This window comes from Ruegeria sp. AN11 (assembly GCF_056536005.1).
This window is the reverse complement of the sequence record NZ_JBQFJD010000001.1, coordinates 3,086,698-3,102,504: the sequence shown is the minus strand read 5'-3', so window position 1 is coordinate 3,102,504 and position 15,807 is coordinate 3,086,698. Positions and strand designations below refer to the sequence as shown.

The following is a 15,807-nucleotide window of genomic DNA, read 5'->3' as shown; positions in this document are numbered from 1 at the left end:
TTACCCCAGCGCGCGCGAAATCTGGTCGATCTGGGCGGTTGCCAGGCGACCTCCATAGGCGGATTGCAGGGTTTCGGCCGTAAAGGCCTGCGCCACGGTGCCTTCGGCAACCTTACGGGTGTTGATCAGGAAGACATGGTCGAAATAGTCGGTGACGGTGGCCAGATCATGATGCACGACCACGACAGTCTTGCCGGCTTCTTTCAGTGATTTCAGAACCGCGATGATAGCTTTTTCGGTAGCTGCGTCGACACCGGCAAAGGGTTCGTCCAGAAGATACAGATCGGCATCCTGCGCCAGCGCGCGGGCCAGAAACACACGTTGCTGCTGCCCGCCGGACAATTGGCCGATCTGACGATCGGCGAAATCGCGCATCCCGACGCGGTGCAGGCAGTCCATCGCCCGCGACATATGCCGCGCACGTACGCGGCCCAGCAGCCCAAGTTCGCGCGACAGCCCCATCAGCACCACATCAATCACGCGGGTCGGGAAATCCCAATCCACGCTGGCGCGCTGCGGTACATAGGCAATACGAGCGCGCTGTTTCTCAAGCGGCTGACCATAGACCGTGACTTGCCCCGACAAAGGCGACACGATCCCCAGAGCTGCCTTGAGAAGGGTCGACTTACCAGCGCCGTTTGGCCCGATAATCGCCGTCATCGCCCCCGGTTGGACCGTCATGTCCACCGAAAACACCGCCGGTTTCTGACCATAGGAAACGGTCAGTCCGCGAATGGCCAGCGGGCTGTTTCCGGCGCTTTGGTCGGTCACTGAAACACCCTGATTTGCGGCCAGTTCAAGCATTGCCTCAGAACCCCGCCGACAATTTGCCGTTCATGCCGCGTGCAGGCACATCGGCCCCAAGCGCCCCGGCAATAACCGTGATGTTGTGATCCAGCATGCCGATATAGGTACCCTCATACGTGCCCGGTTCGCCCATGGCATCTGAATACAGCTCGCCACCAACGCCCACTTCATGGCCTTTCGCTGCGGCGCCTTCGATCAATGCACGCATCGAGCGGTCGGAGACCGAGCTTTCCACGAAAACTGCGGTCAATTGCTTCTCGACCAGCGCATCCACCAGCTCTCCGATCCGGTTCAGACCGGCCTCGGACTGGGTCGAGATGCCTTGTATACCCATCACTTCATAGCCGTACTCGGCCCCGAAATAGCCAAAGGCATCATGCGCGGTGACAAGTACACGGTTGTTTTCCGGGACAGACGCCAGGGCCTGACCGGCATAGGCTTCGAGCTGTTCGAGTTCGGCCAGATGCGCCTGTGCGTTGGCGGCAAAGATGCCCGCTGCTTCGGGGCGCGCCTCGGTCAGCGCCTCCTGTACTTTGGCCACGACATCACGCCACAGGGCCGGGCTCATCCACACATGCGGGTCGTATTTGTCGGCATAATCGTCATGCGCCCGCAGCTTGGATTTGTCGACTCCTTCAGCAACGGCAACGACGGTGCGCTTGCGGCCAAGGTCATGAAAGAAATCTTCCATTTGCGCTTCAAGGTACAGACCGTGCCATAGAATAAGATCGGCGCGGGTCATCGCAACGATGTCGCTGCGTGTCTGGCGATATGCATGCGGGTCGACGCCGGGGCCCATGAGGCCCTTAACCTCGACCTGATCACCCCCGACCTGACGGGCGGCATCGGCAATCATGCCGGTAGTGGCGACCACCTTCAGCGGCGCTTCGGCCAAGGCGGACAAAGGCAGAATGGCGACCACGGCCAGTACTGCAAGAAAGCTGCGACGAATCATATTCAGCCCCAAAATGGCATCCTCTTGAGAATGAATATGCGAACCATTCGCAACTAAGTCAATGCTATTGCGAATTACTCGCAAGAAAACGCCTGTTTTTGTCCAAATGGTCAAAAAATATGTGTCGAGAGCAGCCGAACACCTTCCCTTTCACCTCGTCCCGTGCGATTTTGGCGCAAACCTCCCAAAGGACGTGATGATGGATACGCAGAGCTCAGAAAGCCCCGTGCGCACCGCGCATCTGCCGCAAGTGACAGAACCCAGAAACCCCGGCATGGAACTGGACATGGACTGGGTGCGCGCCGTTCAGGCCAACACCTCGGCGATTGAGCGCCGCGCGGCGACGCTGCCCGGCCGCCGTTCAGTCAAAAAGGAATATCAGGCGGCCTGGCTGCTCAAGGCGATTACCACGATCGACCTGACGACCCTGTCCGGCGACGACACCGTTGGCCGCGTGCGACGCCTGTGCGCCAAGGCGCGGCAGCCTGTATCGCCTGCAACCTTGCAGGCGCTGGACATGCCGCCGATCACCACCGGGGCCGTTTGCGTCTATCACGACATGATCGAAACCGCTGTCGCGGCGCTGAAGGGCACCGGCATTCCGGTTGCCGCCGTATCCACCGGCTTCCCGGCTGGCCTGTCCCCGTTCCATCTGCGCGTGGCCGAGATTGAGGAAAGCGTCAAAGCCGGGGCCGAAGAGATCGATATCGTGATCTCGCGCCGCCATGTGCTGTCGGGCGATTGGCAAGCCCTGTACGACGAAATGAAGGCCTTCCGCGTGGCTTGTGGCGATGCACATGTCAAAGCCATCCTTGCAACCGGAGAACTGGGCAGCCTGCGCAATGTCGCGCGCGCCTCGCTGGTCTGCATGATGGCCGGGGCGGACTTCATCAAGACCTCGACCGGGAAAGAAAGCGTCAACGCCACTTTACCCGTGTCGCTGGTGATGATCCGCGCGATCCGTGACTACTATGACCGCACCGGCTATCGGGTTGGCTACAAGCCTGCGGGCGGAATTTCGAAGGCCAAGGATGCGCTGGTGTACTTGGCGCTGATCAAGGATGAACTGGGCGACCGCTGGCTGGAACCCGAACTGTTCCGCTTTGGCGCGTCATCGTTGCTGGGCGATATCGAACGGCAGTTGGAACACTATGTCACCGGGGCCTACTCGGCTGGTTACAGACATTCTATGGGCTGAGCCCCGTTTTGAAGTCTGGACAGTGAGTATTTGGGAAAAGATGAAGTCATGACAGTCAAAGAGATATTCGAAACCATGGACTATGGCCCCGCCCCTGAAAGCGCTGCCGAGGCGCTGGCCTGGCTGGTCGATCAGGGCGACAAGTTCGGTCACTATATCGATGGCGCCTTCACCAAGCCCGGCAAGGGATTTGACAGCCGCAATCCAGCCACCGGAGAGGTGCTGGCCAGGCTGACGCAGGCCAAACAGGCAGACGTGGACGCCGCTGTTGCTGCCGCACGCGCGGCGCAGCCGAAATGGGAGAAACTGGGTGGCGCTGGACGTGCGCGGTATCTCTATGCCATTGCGCGGCTTTTGCAGAAGCATTCGCGCCTGTTTGCGGTTCTGGAGAGCCTGGACAACGGTAAGCCGATCCGCGAGTCGCGCGATATCGATATCCCTCTGGCGCAGCGGCATTTCTATTACCACGCGGGCATGGCGCAGCTGATGGAGAGCGAATTGCCCGGTGCCGAGGCGTTGGGGGTTTGCGGCCAGATCATTCCGTGGAACTTTCCCCTGCTGATGCTGGCGTGGAAAATCGCTCCGGCGCTGGCCATGGGCAACACGGTGGTTTTGAAACCGGCCGAATACACCTCGCTGACTGCGCTGCTGTTTGCCGATATCTGCTCGCAGGCGGGCCTGCCCAAAGGGGTGGTCAACATTGTAACCGGTGATGGTGCAGTGGGCGAGATGATCGTGGCGTCGGACGTTGACAAGATCGCCTTTACCGGCTCGACCGTCGTTGGCCGCCGGATCCGGGAAGCGACGGCTGGATCGGGCAAGGAACTGACGTTGGAACTGGGCGGAAAGTCCGCCTACATCGTGTTTGACGACGCCGATATCGACAGCGCCATCGAAGGTCTGGTTGACGCGATCTGGTTCAATCAGGGTCAGGTCTGCTGTGCGGGCTCGCGCCTGTTGGTGCAGGAAGGCATTGCCGACCGCTTCCACGACAAGCTACGCGCGCGCATGGACGGTTTGCGCGTCGGCAATCCGCTGGACAAATGCATCGACGTGGGTGCCGTTGTGGACCCGGTCCAATTGCAGACCATCAAGAGCTTGGTCGAAAGCAACACGGCTGGTCATGTGCATCAGGCCGCTTGCGAGATGCCCGCGAACGGCTGCTACTATCCTCCGACGCTGATCTCGGGGCTGGAGACATCCGATCCGCTGATGCAGGAAGAGATCTTTGGTCCCGTGCTGGTGTCCTCGACATTCCGCACACCGGAAGAGACGGTCGAGCTGGCCAACAACACCCGCTACGGGCTGGCCGCGACTGTGTGGACCGAGAATGTGAACCTCGCGCTGGACATCGCTCCCAAGCTGGTCGCGGGTGTGGTCTGGGTGAATGCCACCAACCTGTTCGACGCCGCCGCAGGCTTTGGCGGCGTGCGCGAAAGCGGCTTTGGCCGTGAAGGCGGCTGGGAAGGTCTGGCGGCCTATACCAAACCCAAGGGCAAGGCCAAGCCACTGGCAAAGGTCGAAGCAACGACGGGCGAAGGCGCACCGGTCGATCCGATTGACCGCACCGCCAAGATGTATGTCGGCGGCAAGCAGGCGCGCCCCGATGGGGGTTATTCGAAACCGGTCTGGGGCAAATCCGGCCTGCTGGGTCATGTCGGCCTTGCCAACCGCAAAGACGTTCGCAACGCCGTTGAAGCTGCCGCGGGGGCCAAAGGCTGGTCCAAGACCACCGGCCATCTGCGCGCACAGATCCTGTATTTTATCGGTGAGAACCTCTCGGCCCGTGCTGATGAGTTCGCCGCTCGTATCGACGCCATGACCGGAAAGAAGGACGGCGCCAAAGAGGTTGAAGCATCAATCCAGCGCCTGTTCACCGCCGCGGCCTGGGCCGACAAATATGACGGTCAGGTGCACGGCGTTCCGATCCGCGGCGTGGCGATTGCCATGAAAGAGTCCGTGGGGGTCATCGGCGCGCTGTGCGCGGACGAAGCACCTTTGCTTGGTTTGGTTTCAGTGATGGCCCCGGCCATTGCGATGGGCAACCGGACAGTTCTGGTGGCATCGGAGCCTTATCCTTTGGCGGCGACGGATTTTTACCAGATCCTCGAAACCTCGGACGTGCCCGCTGGTGTGGTCAACATCCTGACCGGCAGCCACGCGGAACTGGCGAAACCGCTGGCCTCGCATCTGAACGTCGATGCGGTCTGGTCGTTCTCTTCCACCGACCTGTCGAAAGAGATCGAGGTGGTCTCGGCCGGGAACCTGAAACGGACGTGGGTCAATAACGCGACGGCATTTGACTGGAGCATGGACCATTCCCGCCGCTTCCTGCAGGCTGCGACCGAAGTAAAAAACATCTGGGTGCCTTACGGCGAGTAGGGCTCCCGCATCTCGGGAGGCCTACATGGACTTTTCAGGAAGGACCGTCATCGTCATCGGCGGAACCAGCGGTATCAACCGAGGCATTGCCGAGGCCTTTGCGGCCTCGGGTGCCAAACTGGCCGTTGCCAGCCGGTCGCAGGAGAAGGTCGATGATACGGTTGCCGCACTGAAAGCTGCGGGCGCACAGGATGCCGTCGGTGCGGCGTTTGACGTGCGTGACCCTGAGGCTGTGGCTGAGGGCCTCAAGCAATTCCACGAGGCATTTGGAGATTTCGACGTTCTGGTGTCGGGCGCGGCGGGCAATTTCCCCGCCTTGGCGGCCGAGATGTCGGTCAATGCGTTCAAGACCGTGATCGATATTGATCTGATGGGCACGATCCACGTGATGAAGGGGGCCTATCCTTACCTCAAGCGTCCCGGGGCCAGCATCATCAACATCTCGGCCCCGCAATCCTATCTGCCTTACGAAGGTCAGGCGCATGTCTGCGCCGCCAAGGCGGGCGTCGATCAGATCACCCGCACATTGTCGATGGAATGGGGTGTCGAGGGCATCCGCGTGAACTCGGTCGTGCCCGGATTTATCGAAGGCACAGAAGGGGCCAGACGTCTGGCCCCCACCGAAAACGCCCACGAAGAGCTTCGCAAGGACGTGCCCTTGGGCCGCTGGGGACAGCCGAAGGATGTGGCCAATGCCTGTCTGTTCCTCAGCTCTGATCTGGCCAGCTATATCAGCGGCACGGTTCTGGCCGTTGACGGAGCGCTGTACCAGCGTGGGTCGGGTAAGTTCGGACAGATGATGGGTGAGATGTTGCGGAGCATGAAAAAGGGCTGAGCTTCGCTCAGCCCCTGGTCATCAGTTGGTCGTTTCCAGACCGACCGGCTTGCCCACGACGGTAAAGTGCAGGCCTTCCGGGTCCAGCAGTTCGGATGCCACTCGGTTCACATCCTCAAGCGTCACGGCATTCACCTTATCGTTGCGGGTGGCGACATAATCGATGGGCAGGCCTTCCATCTGCATCCCGACCATGATCCCGGCAATCTGGCCATTGCCATCAAAGCGAAGCGGATAGGCTCCTGTCAGGTAGGTCTTGGCATCATCCAGTTCCTTCTGAGTCACGCCTTCGGACGCGGCGCGCGCCCATTCATCGCGGATCACCTCGACCGCTTCTGCGATCCTGTCATTGGCCGATGACACCGACCCCAGATAGACTGAGGCCAGATCCTTGGGCACAAGATAGGTTCCGACGCCATAGGTCAGGCCCCGTTTTTCGCGAACCTCCTGCATCAGGCGGCTTTCGAACCCGCCGCCACCCAGAATGTGGTTCAGAATAAAGGCAGGAAAGAAATCCGGATCGTCACGGTCAATCCCCTTCTGGGCAAACAGGGCGACCGATTGCGGGGTGTCGAAATCCACGACGCTGATGCCGCCCGTAATTGAAACCTGCGCCTTGTCCGGGATCGGTTTGCCGGTTTCGGGCAGATCGGCCAGCAGCCTGTCCAGCAGTGCACCCAGGTCTTTTGCCGATATGTCGCCGACGGCCCCGACATACAGCCGGTCCCGGGCAAAGACGTTGTCGTAGGCCGCAACGATGTCGTCGCGCGTCAGGGCGGAAACGCTTTCGATCGTTCCTTTGCCCTCGGACCCGTAGGGATGGTCCCCATAGGCCATACGGGCAAAGCTGCGGCCAGCTATGTCGTTCGGATCGGTCTCGTCCGACCGCAAACCGGACAGTACCTGAGCGCGAACCCGGTCAATCGCGTCCTGATCGAAGCGGGGCTCATGAATCGTGGTGCGCAGCAGATCGATCACTTCATCCCGATTTTCGGTCAGAAACCGCGCCGAAATCGAAACCGTGTCATCGCTGGCGTTGTAGGTGAACGAGGCCGCAAGCGATTCCAGTTCTCGCGCGTAGGACCGCGCGTCCATATCGCCCGCGCCTTCCTCGATCAGGCCGCTCATCAGATAGACCGCGCCACGCTTGTCCGGGTCATCCAGCGAGGTGCCGCCGCGAAACCGCAACTCCAACGCGGTGAAAGGGATCGATGGGTCCTCGACCAGCCAGGCCTTGATGCCGCCGGGCGAGGTGACTTCCTGGATCTCGATCTCGGCCCATGCAGGCATCGCAATGACCAAGGCGATCAGGGTTGCGAATATCCGTTTCATTGCGTCACCTCATCGTCACGCATCAACCATCCGGTGACAGACGCTTCGGACTGCAGCACCTCGCGGGCGGCCGCAATGATCTCTTCCCCGGTCACGGCCTGCAGAATGTCGGGCCAGGCCTGCACATCCTCGACCGTCAGACCGGTGGTCAGCGCGCGGCCATAGCGGTTGCCGATCCCGTCGACATTGTCGCGCGCATAGGTTTGGGCGGCACGCAGCTGCATCTTGATCCGGTCCAGATCATCTGCGTTCACACCTTCGGCAATGAAGTCCGCAACCGCCTGATCCATCGCATCCTCAGCCTCTTGCAGCGAGACGCCCTCGGCCGGGACGACCACCATATCGAAGGTCGTGTCATCCAGCGATACGCCCCGATAGAACGCGCCTGCATAGACGGCCATCTGCTTCTCGAACTGCAGTTTTTCATTGAGGTACGAGGTGGTGCCGCCGCCCAGCAATTCGGCCAGCAAATACAGCGCTGCGGCCTTTTCCTGAGCACCTGCGTCACGTTCCGGCGCCAGATAACTGCGCTGCAGGTAGGGCTGCGCCACGCGCGGATCCTTGAAGGTCAGGCGTCGTTCGGCGGTTTGCGGCGGTTCCTGCGAGCGGACCCGTTCAGGCAGGTCCGGGTTGGCGGGGATCACGCCATAGTATTTTTCGGCCAGAACGCGGACCTCCTCCGGGTCGACGTCACCCGTGACCACCAAAATCGCGTTGTTGGGCGAATAGTGTATCCGATAGAAGGAAAGCGCATCGTCCAGATCCAACTCCTCCATCTCGTGCTTCCAGCCGATGATCGGCACACCATACCGGTGGTTGAGATACTGCGCCGCGCTCATCTGCTCGCCGAAGAGGGCACGAGGGTTGTTTTCCGTGCGCTGGTTGCGTTCCTCCAGGATCACATCGCGTTCGGTTTCGATATCGGCTTCGGTCAGGCGGATGTTGCGCATCCGGTCCGATTCCATCTGCATCATCAGTTCCAGCCGGTCAGCGGCGACGCGCTGGAAATAGGCGGTGTAATCATACGACGTGAACGCGTTGTCATTGCCGCCATTGGCCGCCACGGTGGCCGAGAACTCTCCGGCCTCAAGCGTGTCGGTGGCCTTGAACAGAAGGTGTTCCAGGAAATGCGCCACGCCGGACGCGCCGATGGGCTCGTCCGCCGAACCGGCCCGATACCAGACCATATGCTGTACGACCGGGGCGCGATGATCCTCGACCACCACGACATCCATGCCGTTATCCAGTGTAAAAGTCGTGACTGCCTCCTGCCCGTCTTCGGCCAGAAGCGGGGTCGCGGTCATCAGGGCGGCAAACAACGCCAGTGCCCGAACCATGCGGCATCCTCCGTTTGGTTTATGCGTTTCAAACTACGGTGGCGCCGCGCGGGTTCAAGGGCGATGACGGAAAGTTAAGAATTATTCATCGGCAGGCGGGGCCGAGGGAGTCTCAATCCCTGCCGCGCGGGCTGCTTCGTTTTGCGCATTCGCGTTAATCGCCTGCCGCTCGTAAACCTGCTCATAGCGGTCAACCGGGAACAGTTTCAGACCTGTCCAGCGGCCACGGCGCTTGCGGAAATCCGCATCTTCCTGCGCGACGACCTGCCGCGTATTGGCCGGAACGCCATAACGGCTGGAGGCGGTGACCAGTGCCGCATCTGAAGACGGAATGCTGGTATTCGAGTTCAGTGCCGCCGCACTGCCCCCCAGCGCCACCACGGCATCCGCCTTGGGCGTCGGATCAACCAGATTGCCGCCGCCCGGTGTGGGGGCCGGCAGGAAGCTGTAATCTTTAGGCGCCGTCAGCGGCTTGACCGGCAGCACCGAAAACTCGTCGGGACCCGGTCCGGGTGGCTGAAGATCGCGCAGACCACGTTTGGAACAGCCCGCCACGGCAACGGCAAGTGTCAGTGCAAGTATGGCAAGCGGCATCCGCATTTGTGTCTCCAGCCTGTTTGAGGCGCTTTTATCGCATATCGTCCGGCGCGTCACGAGGGCTTTTTGCCGTCAAACAGAACAAGTCCCAGCGCTCCGGCAAAAATGAACACATCGGCCAGATTGAAGACAAACGGGTTTTCGATGCCACAACAGGACATGTTCAGGAAATCCAGGACATAGCCATAGAGAACCCGGTCCACCACATTTCCAAGCGCCCCGCCGATCAGCAAGCCGCCGCAAATCTGCATCAGCTTCGGCGGCGTCGTCCGCATCAACCAGATCAGAACGGCCGTGCAGATCACGACCGATATGCCAATCAGAAACCAGCGGGCTGCGTCCGTGTTCCCCTGAAACAGGCCAAAGTTAATCCCGCGATTCTCGCCGTACTTGAACACAAGCAGCGGCGGCAACACGTCGACACCCCCGGGCCTTTCGGCCACGCGCATCACGTGAACGACCAGATATTTACTGATCTGGTCGATCAACAGCGCCGCCAGCGCGGCCCAGAGCAGCAGGCGATAACGCATCAGTGACGGAAATGGCGCATGCCGGTGAAGACCATTGCAAGGCCTGCCTCGTCCGCCGCAGCGATCACCTCGTCATCGCGCATCGAGCCGCCCGGCTGGATCACGCAGGTCGCGCCGGCTTCGGCGGCCTCCATCAGCCCGTCAGGGAAGGGGAAGAACGCATCGGACGCCACGGCCGAGCCAATGGTCAGCGGTTGCGGCAAGCCAAGCGCATCGGCCATGCGTTCGGCCTTCTTGGCGGCAATCATGGCAGAGTCCAAGCGGCTCATCTGGCCCGCGCCCACGCCCACGGTCGCACCGTCTTTGACGTAGACGATGGCGTTGGATTTGACGTGCTTGGCGACTTTCCAGGCAAACAGCAGGTCGCGCATCTGCTCTTCGGTCGGGGCCTTTTTGGTGACAACCTTCAGGTCATCCATTCCGATGAACCCATTGTCCTTGTCCTGCACCAGCAGGCCACCGGCCACCTGTCGCACGGTTTTGCCACCAGTGGTCACATCCGGCAGGCCTTCGGTGGTCAGCAGACGCAGGTTTTTCTTGGCCGCGAAGATCGCCTTTGCCTCGTCCGACGCGCCGGGGGCGATCACGACTTCGGTGAAAATCCCGGTGATTTCCTGTGCGGTTTCGGCGTCGAGCGGCTGGCTCAGTGCCACGATCCCACCAAAGGCCGAAGTCCGGTCGCAGTCGAAGGCTGACTTATACGCTTCCAGCAAGGTCGTGCCTGTGGCTACGCCGCAAGGGTTGGCATGCTTAATGATCGCACAGGCCGCACCTTTTGCAGGATTGAACTCGGCCACCAATTCAAACGCAGCATCTGTGTCGTTGATGTTGTTGTAGCTCAGTTCCTTGCCCTGGTGCTGAACGGCGGTCGCCACACCCGGACGGTTGGTTCCATCAGTGTAGAAAGCCGCCTGTTGATGGCTGTTCTCACCATAGCGCAGGGTCTGTTTCAGCTCACCCGCAAAAGATCGGCGCTTGGGCGCTTCAAGCTGCAATGCGTCGGCCATCCAATTCGAAACTGCGGTGTCGTACGCCGCGGTGCGGGCGTAAGCCTTTTGCGCAAGCCACTGACGGAAACCATAGGAAGTTTTGCCGTAGTTTTCTTCCAGTTGATCCAACAGTGAGGAATAGTCCTCGACATCCACGACCACGTTCACGAAGGCGTGGTTCTTGGAGGCCGCGCGGATCATCGCAGGTCCGCCGATATCGATATTTTCGATACATTCGTCGTAACCAGCACCTTTGGCCACTGTCGCCTCGAACGGGTAGAGGTTCACCACCAGCAGGTCGATTGGACCGATGCCGTGTTCTTCCATCGCAGCAACGTGGGTGTCGTTGTCGCGTAGCGCGAGCAGCCCGCCATGCACCATCGGATGCAGGGTTTTCACACGGCCATCCATCATCTCGGGGAAGCCTGTGATCTCACTGACGTCCTTCACCTCAAGCCCTGCCTCGCGCAGCGCCTTGGCCGTGCCGCCGGTCGACAGCAACTCGACTCCGCGCTCGGCCAGCGCCTTTCCCAGCTCGATCAGCCCGGTCTTGTCGGAAACGGAAAGCAACGCGCGGCGCACGGGGTGAAGGTCGGTCATGGGTCCAAAGGTCCTTTTGGCGTCAGTCAAACTCGGGCTCGTCCCGGTGCAGATCGCGCACGGCATAGGCTGTATCCTGTGCCTTGCTCAGCGTCCACCGGATGCGGGTCGCATACTCCATTGCGCGCCCGGATAGAACGATCTGTTTTGTCGCGCGCGGCTTCAAACGCCCTTTCTCAAGGTAAACGCTTGGCTCGACTGACAATTTTCCCGCGCCATCATGGCGAAAAACCCAGATCTCACCGCTTTTGAGAGCCATCGACACCGCAGCGCCCCCCAAATCCAGCGCCGCATCCACGTCGGGGTGCAGGTGAAACCGGATATCAAACCCGATCCCCGACAGGCCCGAGGCATCCATCGCCTTGTCAAACTGCCGCTTCGCCTTGTCGGTTGCGGTCAGCAAAATGTCCTCACCCACAAGTTCGCGGCCGTCAAAACGCAGTTCAAAAGTACGGGCGTGGGTCAGACCAAACACTTTTGCGTACCCGTCATGGCCAGCCATGAAGCGGGTTCCTTCAAAACCGGCCTCAACCTCGGTCAGGACCTGCGAGGGCGCATCGACCAGCGCTTCGTATTCCGTGCCCGGGGCCGGATCGGTCAGGCGGGCGCTGGAGTATCCGTCCAGGCACAGGGTGGAATGCGAAGGCGTCGCCCGCCCGGCCCGACGCCATTCGACCCCGAAACTAGCGCCGGACCCGCAATTCACGACCAGAGGCCTGCGTCCGGATGTCAGCTCAAACGCCAGGGTGGAAGCGTGCGCGTTATAGGATGCAGCCCCTTTGGGTGGCGCGCTGGCATCGATGATCACGCTGGTTCGTGCGGCGTAGAGACGGGCATATCCCATTGACAGCCCTGTTGAATTGTCCGGCTTCACGCCACTTTGCGCCAGGGCCTGATCCAGCCGCCCTTCGAGGCCGCGCCCCCCCCCATGAAACCGGGCCAGCGCGCCGTCCGAATGCCGCAGACTGCGCAGGGTCGGTGCAATGCGTCTGATCGCGTTCAGCTGAGATCCCGGCGTCCCCCGGCCCAGTTCACTCAGCGCGGCGGATGTCCAGGACAGAAGCGTAAATACCTCAAGCAATTCTTCGGGGTTCCGGGTGCTGATCCCGCCCTGCTTATCCACCTGCCGCTCGCATTCCCGCGACAATGCGCTGAGGGCCGGATCGGCCAGTCTCTCCAATCCCTCCAGCGCCAGACCGGCCTGCACCAGACCGGTCAACGCTTCGAACCGGGGCAAGCCCGGCGTCGCGGCGTGCCAGCGTTTGGACAGATACCACGTTTGCTGCGCCAGAGAGCGGAAGAACAGCCTGCTGTGCTGCTCGTCCACACCGCGCAACAGGAAAATGGCGTGGTTGATCCAGCGGATCACCCGGCGACCTGTCAGGTCGGGCGCCCAGCCGGGCCCCTGCCCCCGGCCATGTGTCGCGATCCAACCCCAGACCCAACGCTGGGCTTTTTCCCGCGCGCGCATGTCTCCAACTGCGGCCAGATCGTCCAGCCAGGCAAATCCGTGACGTTCATTGTCAAAACCGGCACTGGGCGCTGCGACATCCCACAGCCCGGTATCCTGCGCCTCGACCAAGTAACCGGCGAACAGCAGGTTCCCGGCCACCAACTGCCTGCCGCGCGCGAATGAGCCGACAGCGCGGGGTTCGGGCTGGCTGACAAATCCGGTGACCGCCTTCTGGCGCTGGCTGAGGCGCGCGTAGAAACGGTTCTGAAACCGCATCCACCGGTTGGCCATGGTGTCCGACTTCGACATGACGCTTGTTTCTCTGCCCCTTGCGCTCTGCTGGCGCCTGAGACCCAACGATAGACCGGGCGGCGCGTCAAGTCATCGAAAAGCGTGCCTTCAGGCGGATTTGTTCAGGCAGGCGATATAGAACCCGTCCATGCCGCCCCGATCCTCCCAAAAGTCTGGCCGCAGGCGCAACCCGCCTTCCTGTGTGATCCAGTCGGAATTGACACCTTCGATGCCCAGCGCGCCTTGGTCGATCTGCATATCGGGATATTGTTCCAGCGCCTCTTCGACCTGCACCTCGCCTTCATCCGGCAGCAGCGAGCAGGTGCAATAGACCAGCCGCCCGCCCGGTTTCAGAAGGGTCCAGGCATGGGCCAGCATCTGGGCCTGCAATTCGATCAGCCCGCCAAATTCCGAACCATCCTTGGCAAAAGGCAGGTCAGGGTGCCGACGAATGGTGCCCGTGGCGGAACAGGGGGCATCCAGCAGGATGGCATCATACTGTCCCTGATGTTCCAAGGCGTCGCCGGCGATGACCTTGGCTGACAAACCGGTGCGGGCAAGGTTTTCGCGCACCCGCTCCAGCCGACCTTCCGAGATATCCAGCGCAGTGACGTCTGCCCCTGCCGCCGCCAGTTGCAACGTCTTGCCGCCGGGGGCAGCACAAAGGTCCAGAATTTGCTCACCCGCTTTCGGCGCCAGTACCCGAACGGGCAAGGCCGCCGCTGCATCCTGTACCCACCACGCGCCCCGGTTATATCCGGGCAGGGTCGATACCTGGCCTGCATCGTGAACGCGCATTGAACCCGTTGGCAAAGCCTCACCGGGTCCGGTCGCGCCGGGCTTCAGCGTGATGTCCAGCGGCGCGCCGTTGAAATGAGCCACCTCCATGCCCGCAACGGCATCGGGACCCCAGGCCATGATCAGCGGTTCCCGCAGCCACTCCGGCAGGCGCGGCACTCGCATTCTTGGCCAGGCGTCCGGGCCTTCGGCGGCGACTTTACGCAGCACGGCGTTCACCAAGCCCTTTAGGCGTCCATGCTTGCGCGACCGGCCTACGATCTCGACCATGGAGTTGACGACACCATGTGCCGCCTCGCCGTGACACAACTCGACTGCGCCAAGACGCAAGGCGTTATGGACAGTCAGCGCCGGTGTCCGGTTCAGGTGATTGTCCAGCAGGCGGTCCGCCCGTTCCAACCCGCGCAACGTTTGCAGCGCAAGACGCTGAGCCCTTGCACGGTCCTCGGGTTCAAGACGATCCAGCGCGCCTGCGGCCAGGCATTCCGACAGCAATCGCCCTTCTCCCAAAATCTGATCCAGCAGATAGATCGCGCTGCGCCGCGCCGCTGTTGCGCTGTCAGACATGGATTCGCCTTTCCTGTGACCCAAGCCCGCATTGCCAAGGGCGGACGCGGGCGTATATCAAGCCCAAGCACGGAAAGGAACCCGATGTCATGACCGATCAGCGCAAAGACCTGCCGCCTGCTGCCCAGCGCGCGCTGGCCGAAGCCGAAGAACGCCGCAAGAAGGCCGAGACCGAAGCCAAAGAAATGCCAAAGGAACTGGGCGGGCGCGACGGTCCCGACCCCGCCCGCTATGGCGACTGGGAGAAAAAAGGCATCGCCATCGATTTCTGATCGTTCAGCCCCGCAAAGCCTGCAGAAAATCAGCAATCAGAGCGCGCTGCTTGTTCGATTTCGCACGCTCTTCGGGCCATGTCAGCCAATAGCCATCCTTGGTCGGCAACTCGGGCAGATCCAGCCTGCACAATCGTCCCGCATGTAAGTCCGAATGGGCCAGAGGCACCGAACCCAGCGCCACGCCGATCCCCTGCCGAGCTGCGGAAATCGCGTGTTCCATCGAATCGAGACTGATCTTTGACGGCGGCAATTCCGCATTGTCCGTCTTGCGCGCCCAGTCCCGCCATGCTGGTCGTTCCCCGCGCAGATCAATCAGCGGCGCGCCCCATTCGACACCCGGCGCGGCCATCGGCACCAGAACCTCACGCGCGATCAGCGCCGCATCGCGCCCGGGCCAGGTTCCGCGGCCGTAGCGGATTTGCAGCCATGTCCGCTCCTCGTCCAGCGACGACCGGCGCGCAACCGAGTCGGTCATCACCCGCACCTTGGGCCGCACCTCCTGAAACCGCGCGACGGCCGGCAGAACCAGTGCGTGGATGTTCGAGGACAGGCCCGCGACACGCAGCTCTCGCGGGGATTTGCCGAACAGGTCCTCCGTATTTCGCTCCAGTGCCTGCAGGCTGTCTTGCACCAGCGGCAGGTAACTTTCGCCTTCAACAGTCAGGGACACGCCGCGCGCTTCGCGCACGAACAATGTTCGGCCCAGCCAGGATTCAAGGTTGCCGATCCGCTGGCTTACCGCCGCCTGCGTCAGGCCAAACTCACGCGCGGCGGCTGAAAACCCGCCAAGACGCCCGGCGGCCTCGAACACGCGCAGCCAATCCAGAGGGGGCAGACCGGCTTTCTTTCTATCCATTAGTT

At 61.5% G+C, this 15,807-nt stretch carries 14 protein-coding genes; 4 read left to right on the top strand and 10 right to left on the bottom strand.

Annotation, left to right across the window (positions count from 1 at the left end; translation table 11 throughout):
• Both ACR3EQ_RS15290 and ACR3EQ_RS15285 read right to left on the bottom strand, forming a co-directional pair.
• A complete protein-coding gene (locus tag ACR3EQ_RS15290; RefSeq protein ID WP_170613105.1) occupies nucleotides 1-804 on the bottom strand; it encodes a metal ABC transporter ATP-binding protein in 804 nt (267 codons plus the stop codon).
• A 4-nt stretch (nucleotides 805-808) separates the two neighbouring features.
• On the bottom strand, nucleotides 809-1,762 hold the full coding sequence (locus ACR3EQ_RS15285) for a metal ABC transporter solute-binding protein, Zn/Mn family (protein ID WP_170613103.1): 954 nt from the start codon (nucleotides 1,760-1,762) through the stop codon (nucleotides 809-811).
• 199 nt (nucleotides 1,763-1,961) lie between these two features.
• On the opposite strand from ACR3EQ_RS15285, the gene deoC reads away from it, so the two are divergent.
• From deoC to ACR3EQ_RS15270, 3 genes are read left to right on the top strand one after another with little or no spacing between them, the layout of a single operon-like run.
• Nucleotides 1,962-2,960, top strand: a complete 999-nt coding sequence (gene deoC, locus ACR3EQ_RS15280; RefSeq protein ID WP_170613101.1) for a deoxyribose-phosphate aldolase — start codon at nucleotides 1,962-1,964, stop codon at nucleotides 2,958-2,960.
• Between the two features lie 48 nt (nucleotides 2,961-3,008).
• Nucleotides 3,009-5,342, top strand: a complete 2,334-nt coding sequence (locus ACR3EQ_RS15275; RefSeq protein WP_170613099.1) for an aldehyde dehydrogenase family protein — start codon at nucleotides 3,009-3,011, stop codon at nucleotides 5,340-5,342.
• A gap of 25 nt (nucleotides 5,343-5,367) precedes the next feature.
• A complete protein-coding gene (locus tag ACR3EQ_RS15270) occupies nucleotides 5,368-6,177 on the top strand; it encodes an SDR family oxidoreductase (RefSeq protein WP_170613097.1) in 810 nt (269 codons plus the stop codon).
• A gap of 21 nt (nucleotides 6,178-6,198) precedes the next feature.
• Here ACR3EQ_RS15270 and ACR3EQ_RS15265 read toward each other — a convergent pair whose 3' ends face one another.
• From ACR3EQ_RS15265 to ACR3EQ_RS15235, 7 genes are all read right to left on the bottom strand, one after another.
• Nucleotides 6,199-7,509 (bottom strand): M16 family metallopeptidase, encoded by a 1,311-nt coding sequence (locus tag ACR3EQ_RS15265; RefSeq protein WP_170613095.1) that lies wholly within the window; start codon nucleotides 7,507-7,509, stop codon nucleotides 6,199-6,201.
• Entirely contained in the window at nucleotides 7,506-8,846 is a 1,341-nt protein-coding gene (locus tag ACR3EQ_RS15260) for a M16 family metallopeptidase (RefSeq protein ID WP_480491114.1), read from the bottom strand. Before ACR3EQ_RS15260 ends, ACR3EQ_RS15265 begins: the two co-directional genes overlap by 4 nt.
• An 81-nt stretch (nucleotides 8,847-8,927) precedes the next feature.
• The gene (locus ACR3EQ_RS15255; protein ID WP_170613092.1) at nucleotides 8,928-9,446 is read right to left on the bottom strand and encodes a DUF3035 domain-containing protein; all 519 of its coding nucleotides are present in this window, start codon (nucleotides 9,444-9,446) and stop codon (nucleotides 8,928-8,930) included.
• 50 nt (nucleotides 9,447-9,496) lie between these two features.
• Entirely contained in the window at nucleotides 9,497-9,973 is a 477-nt protein-coding gene (lspA, locus tag ACR3EQ_RS15250) for a signal peptidase II (RefSeq protein WP_170613090.1), read from the bottom strand.
• Nucleotides 9,973-11,562 (bottom strand): bifunctional phosphoribosylaminoimidazolecarboxamide formyltransferase/IMP cyclohydrolase, encoded by a 1,590-nt coding sequence (purH, locus tag ACR3EQ_RS15245; protein WP_170613088.1) that lies wholly within the window; start codon nucleotides 11,560-11,562, stop codon nucleotides 9,973-9,975. Before purH ends, lspA begins: the two co-directional genes overlap by 1 nt.
• A gap of 22 nt (nucleotides 11,563-11,584) precedes the next feature.
• On the bottom strand, nucleotides 11,585-13,324 hold the full coding sequence (locus ACR3EQ_RS15240) for a heparinase II/III domain-containing protein (RefSeq protein ID WP_170619088.1): 1,740 nt from the start codon (nucleotides 13,322-13,324) through the stop codon (nucleotides 11,585-11,587).
• A gap of 90 nt (nucleotides 13,325-13,414) precedes the next feature.
• A complete protein-coding gene (locus tag ACR3EQ_RS15235; RefSeq protein ID WP_170613085.1) occupies nucleotides 13,415-14,671 on the bottom strand; it encodes a transcription antitermination factor NusB in 1,257 nt (418 codons plus the stop codon).
• 89 nt (nucleotides 14,672-14,760) lie between these two features.
• Between ACR3EQ_RS15235 and ACR3EQ_RS15230 the strand changes: the two genes are divergently transcribed.
• The gene (locus ACR3EQ_RS15230) at nucleotides 14,761-14,943 is read left to right on the top strand and encodes a DUF1674 domain-containing protein (RefSeq protein ID WP_170613083.1); all 183 of its coding nucleotides are present in this window, start codon (nucleotides 14,761-14,763) and stop codon (nucleotides 14,941-14,943) included.
• Nucleotides 14,944-14,947: 4 nt separating this feature from the next.
• Here the strand turns inward: ACR3EQ_RS15230 and ACR3EQ_RS15225 are convergent, their stop codons facing one another.
• The gene (locus ACR3EQ_RS15225; protein WP_170613081.1) at nucleotides 14,948-15,802 is read right to left on the bottom strand and encodes a LysR family transcriptional regulator; all 855 of its coding nucleotides are present in this window, start codon (nucleotides 15,800-15,802) and stop codon (nucleotides 14,948-14,950) included.
• Between the last annotated feature and the right edge of the window lie 5 nt (nucleotides 15,803-15,807).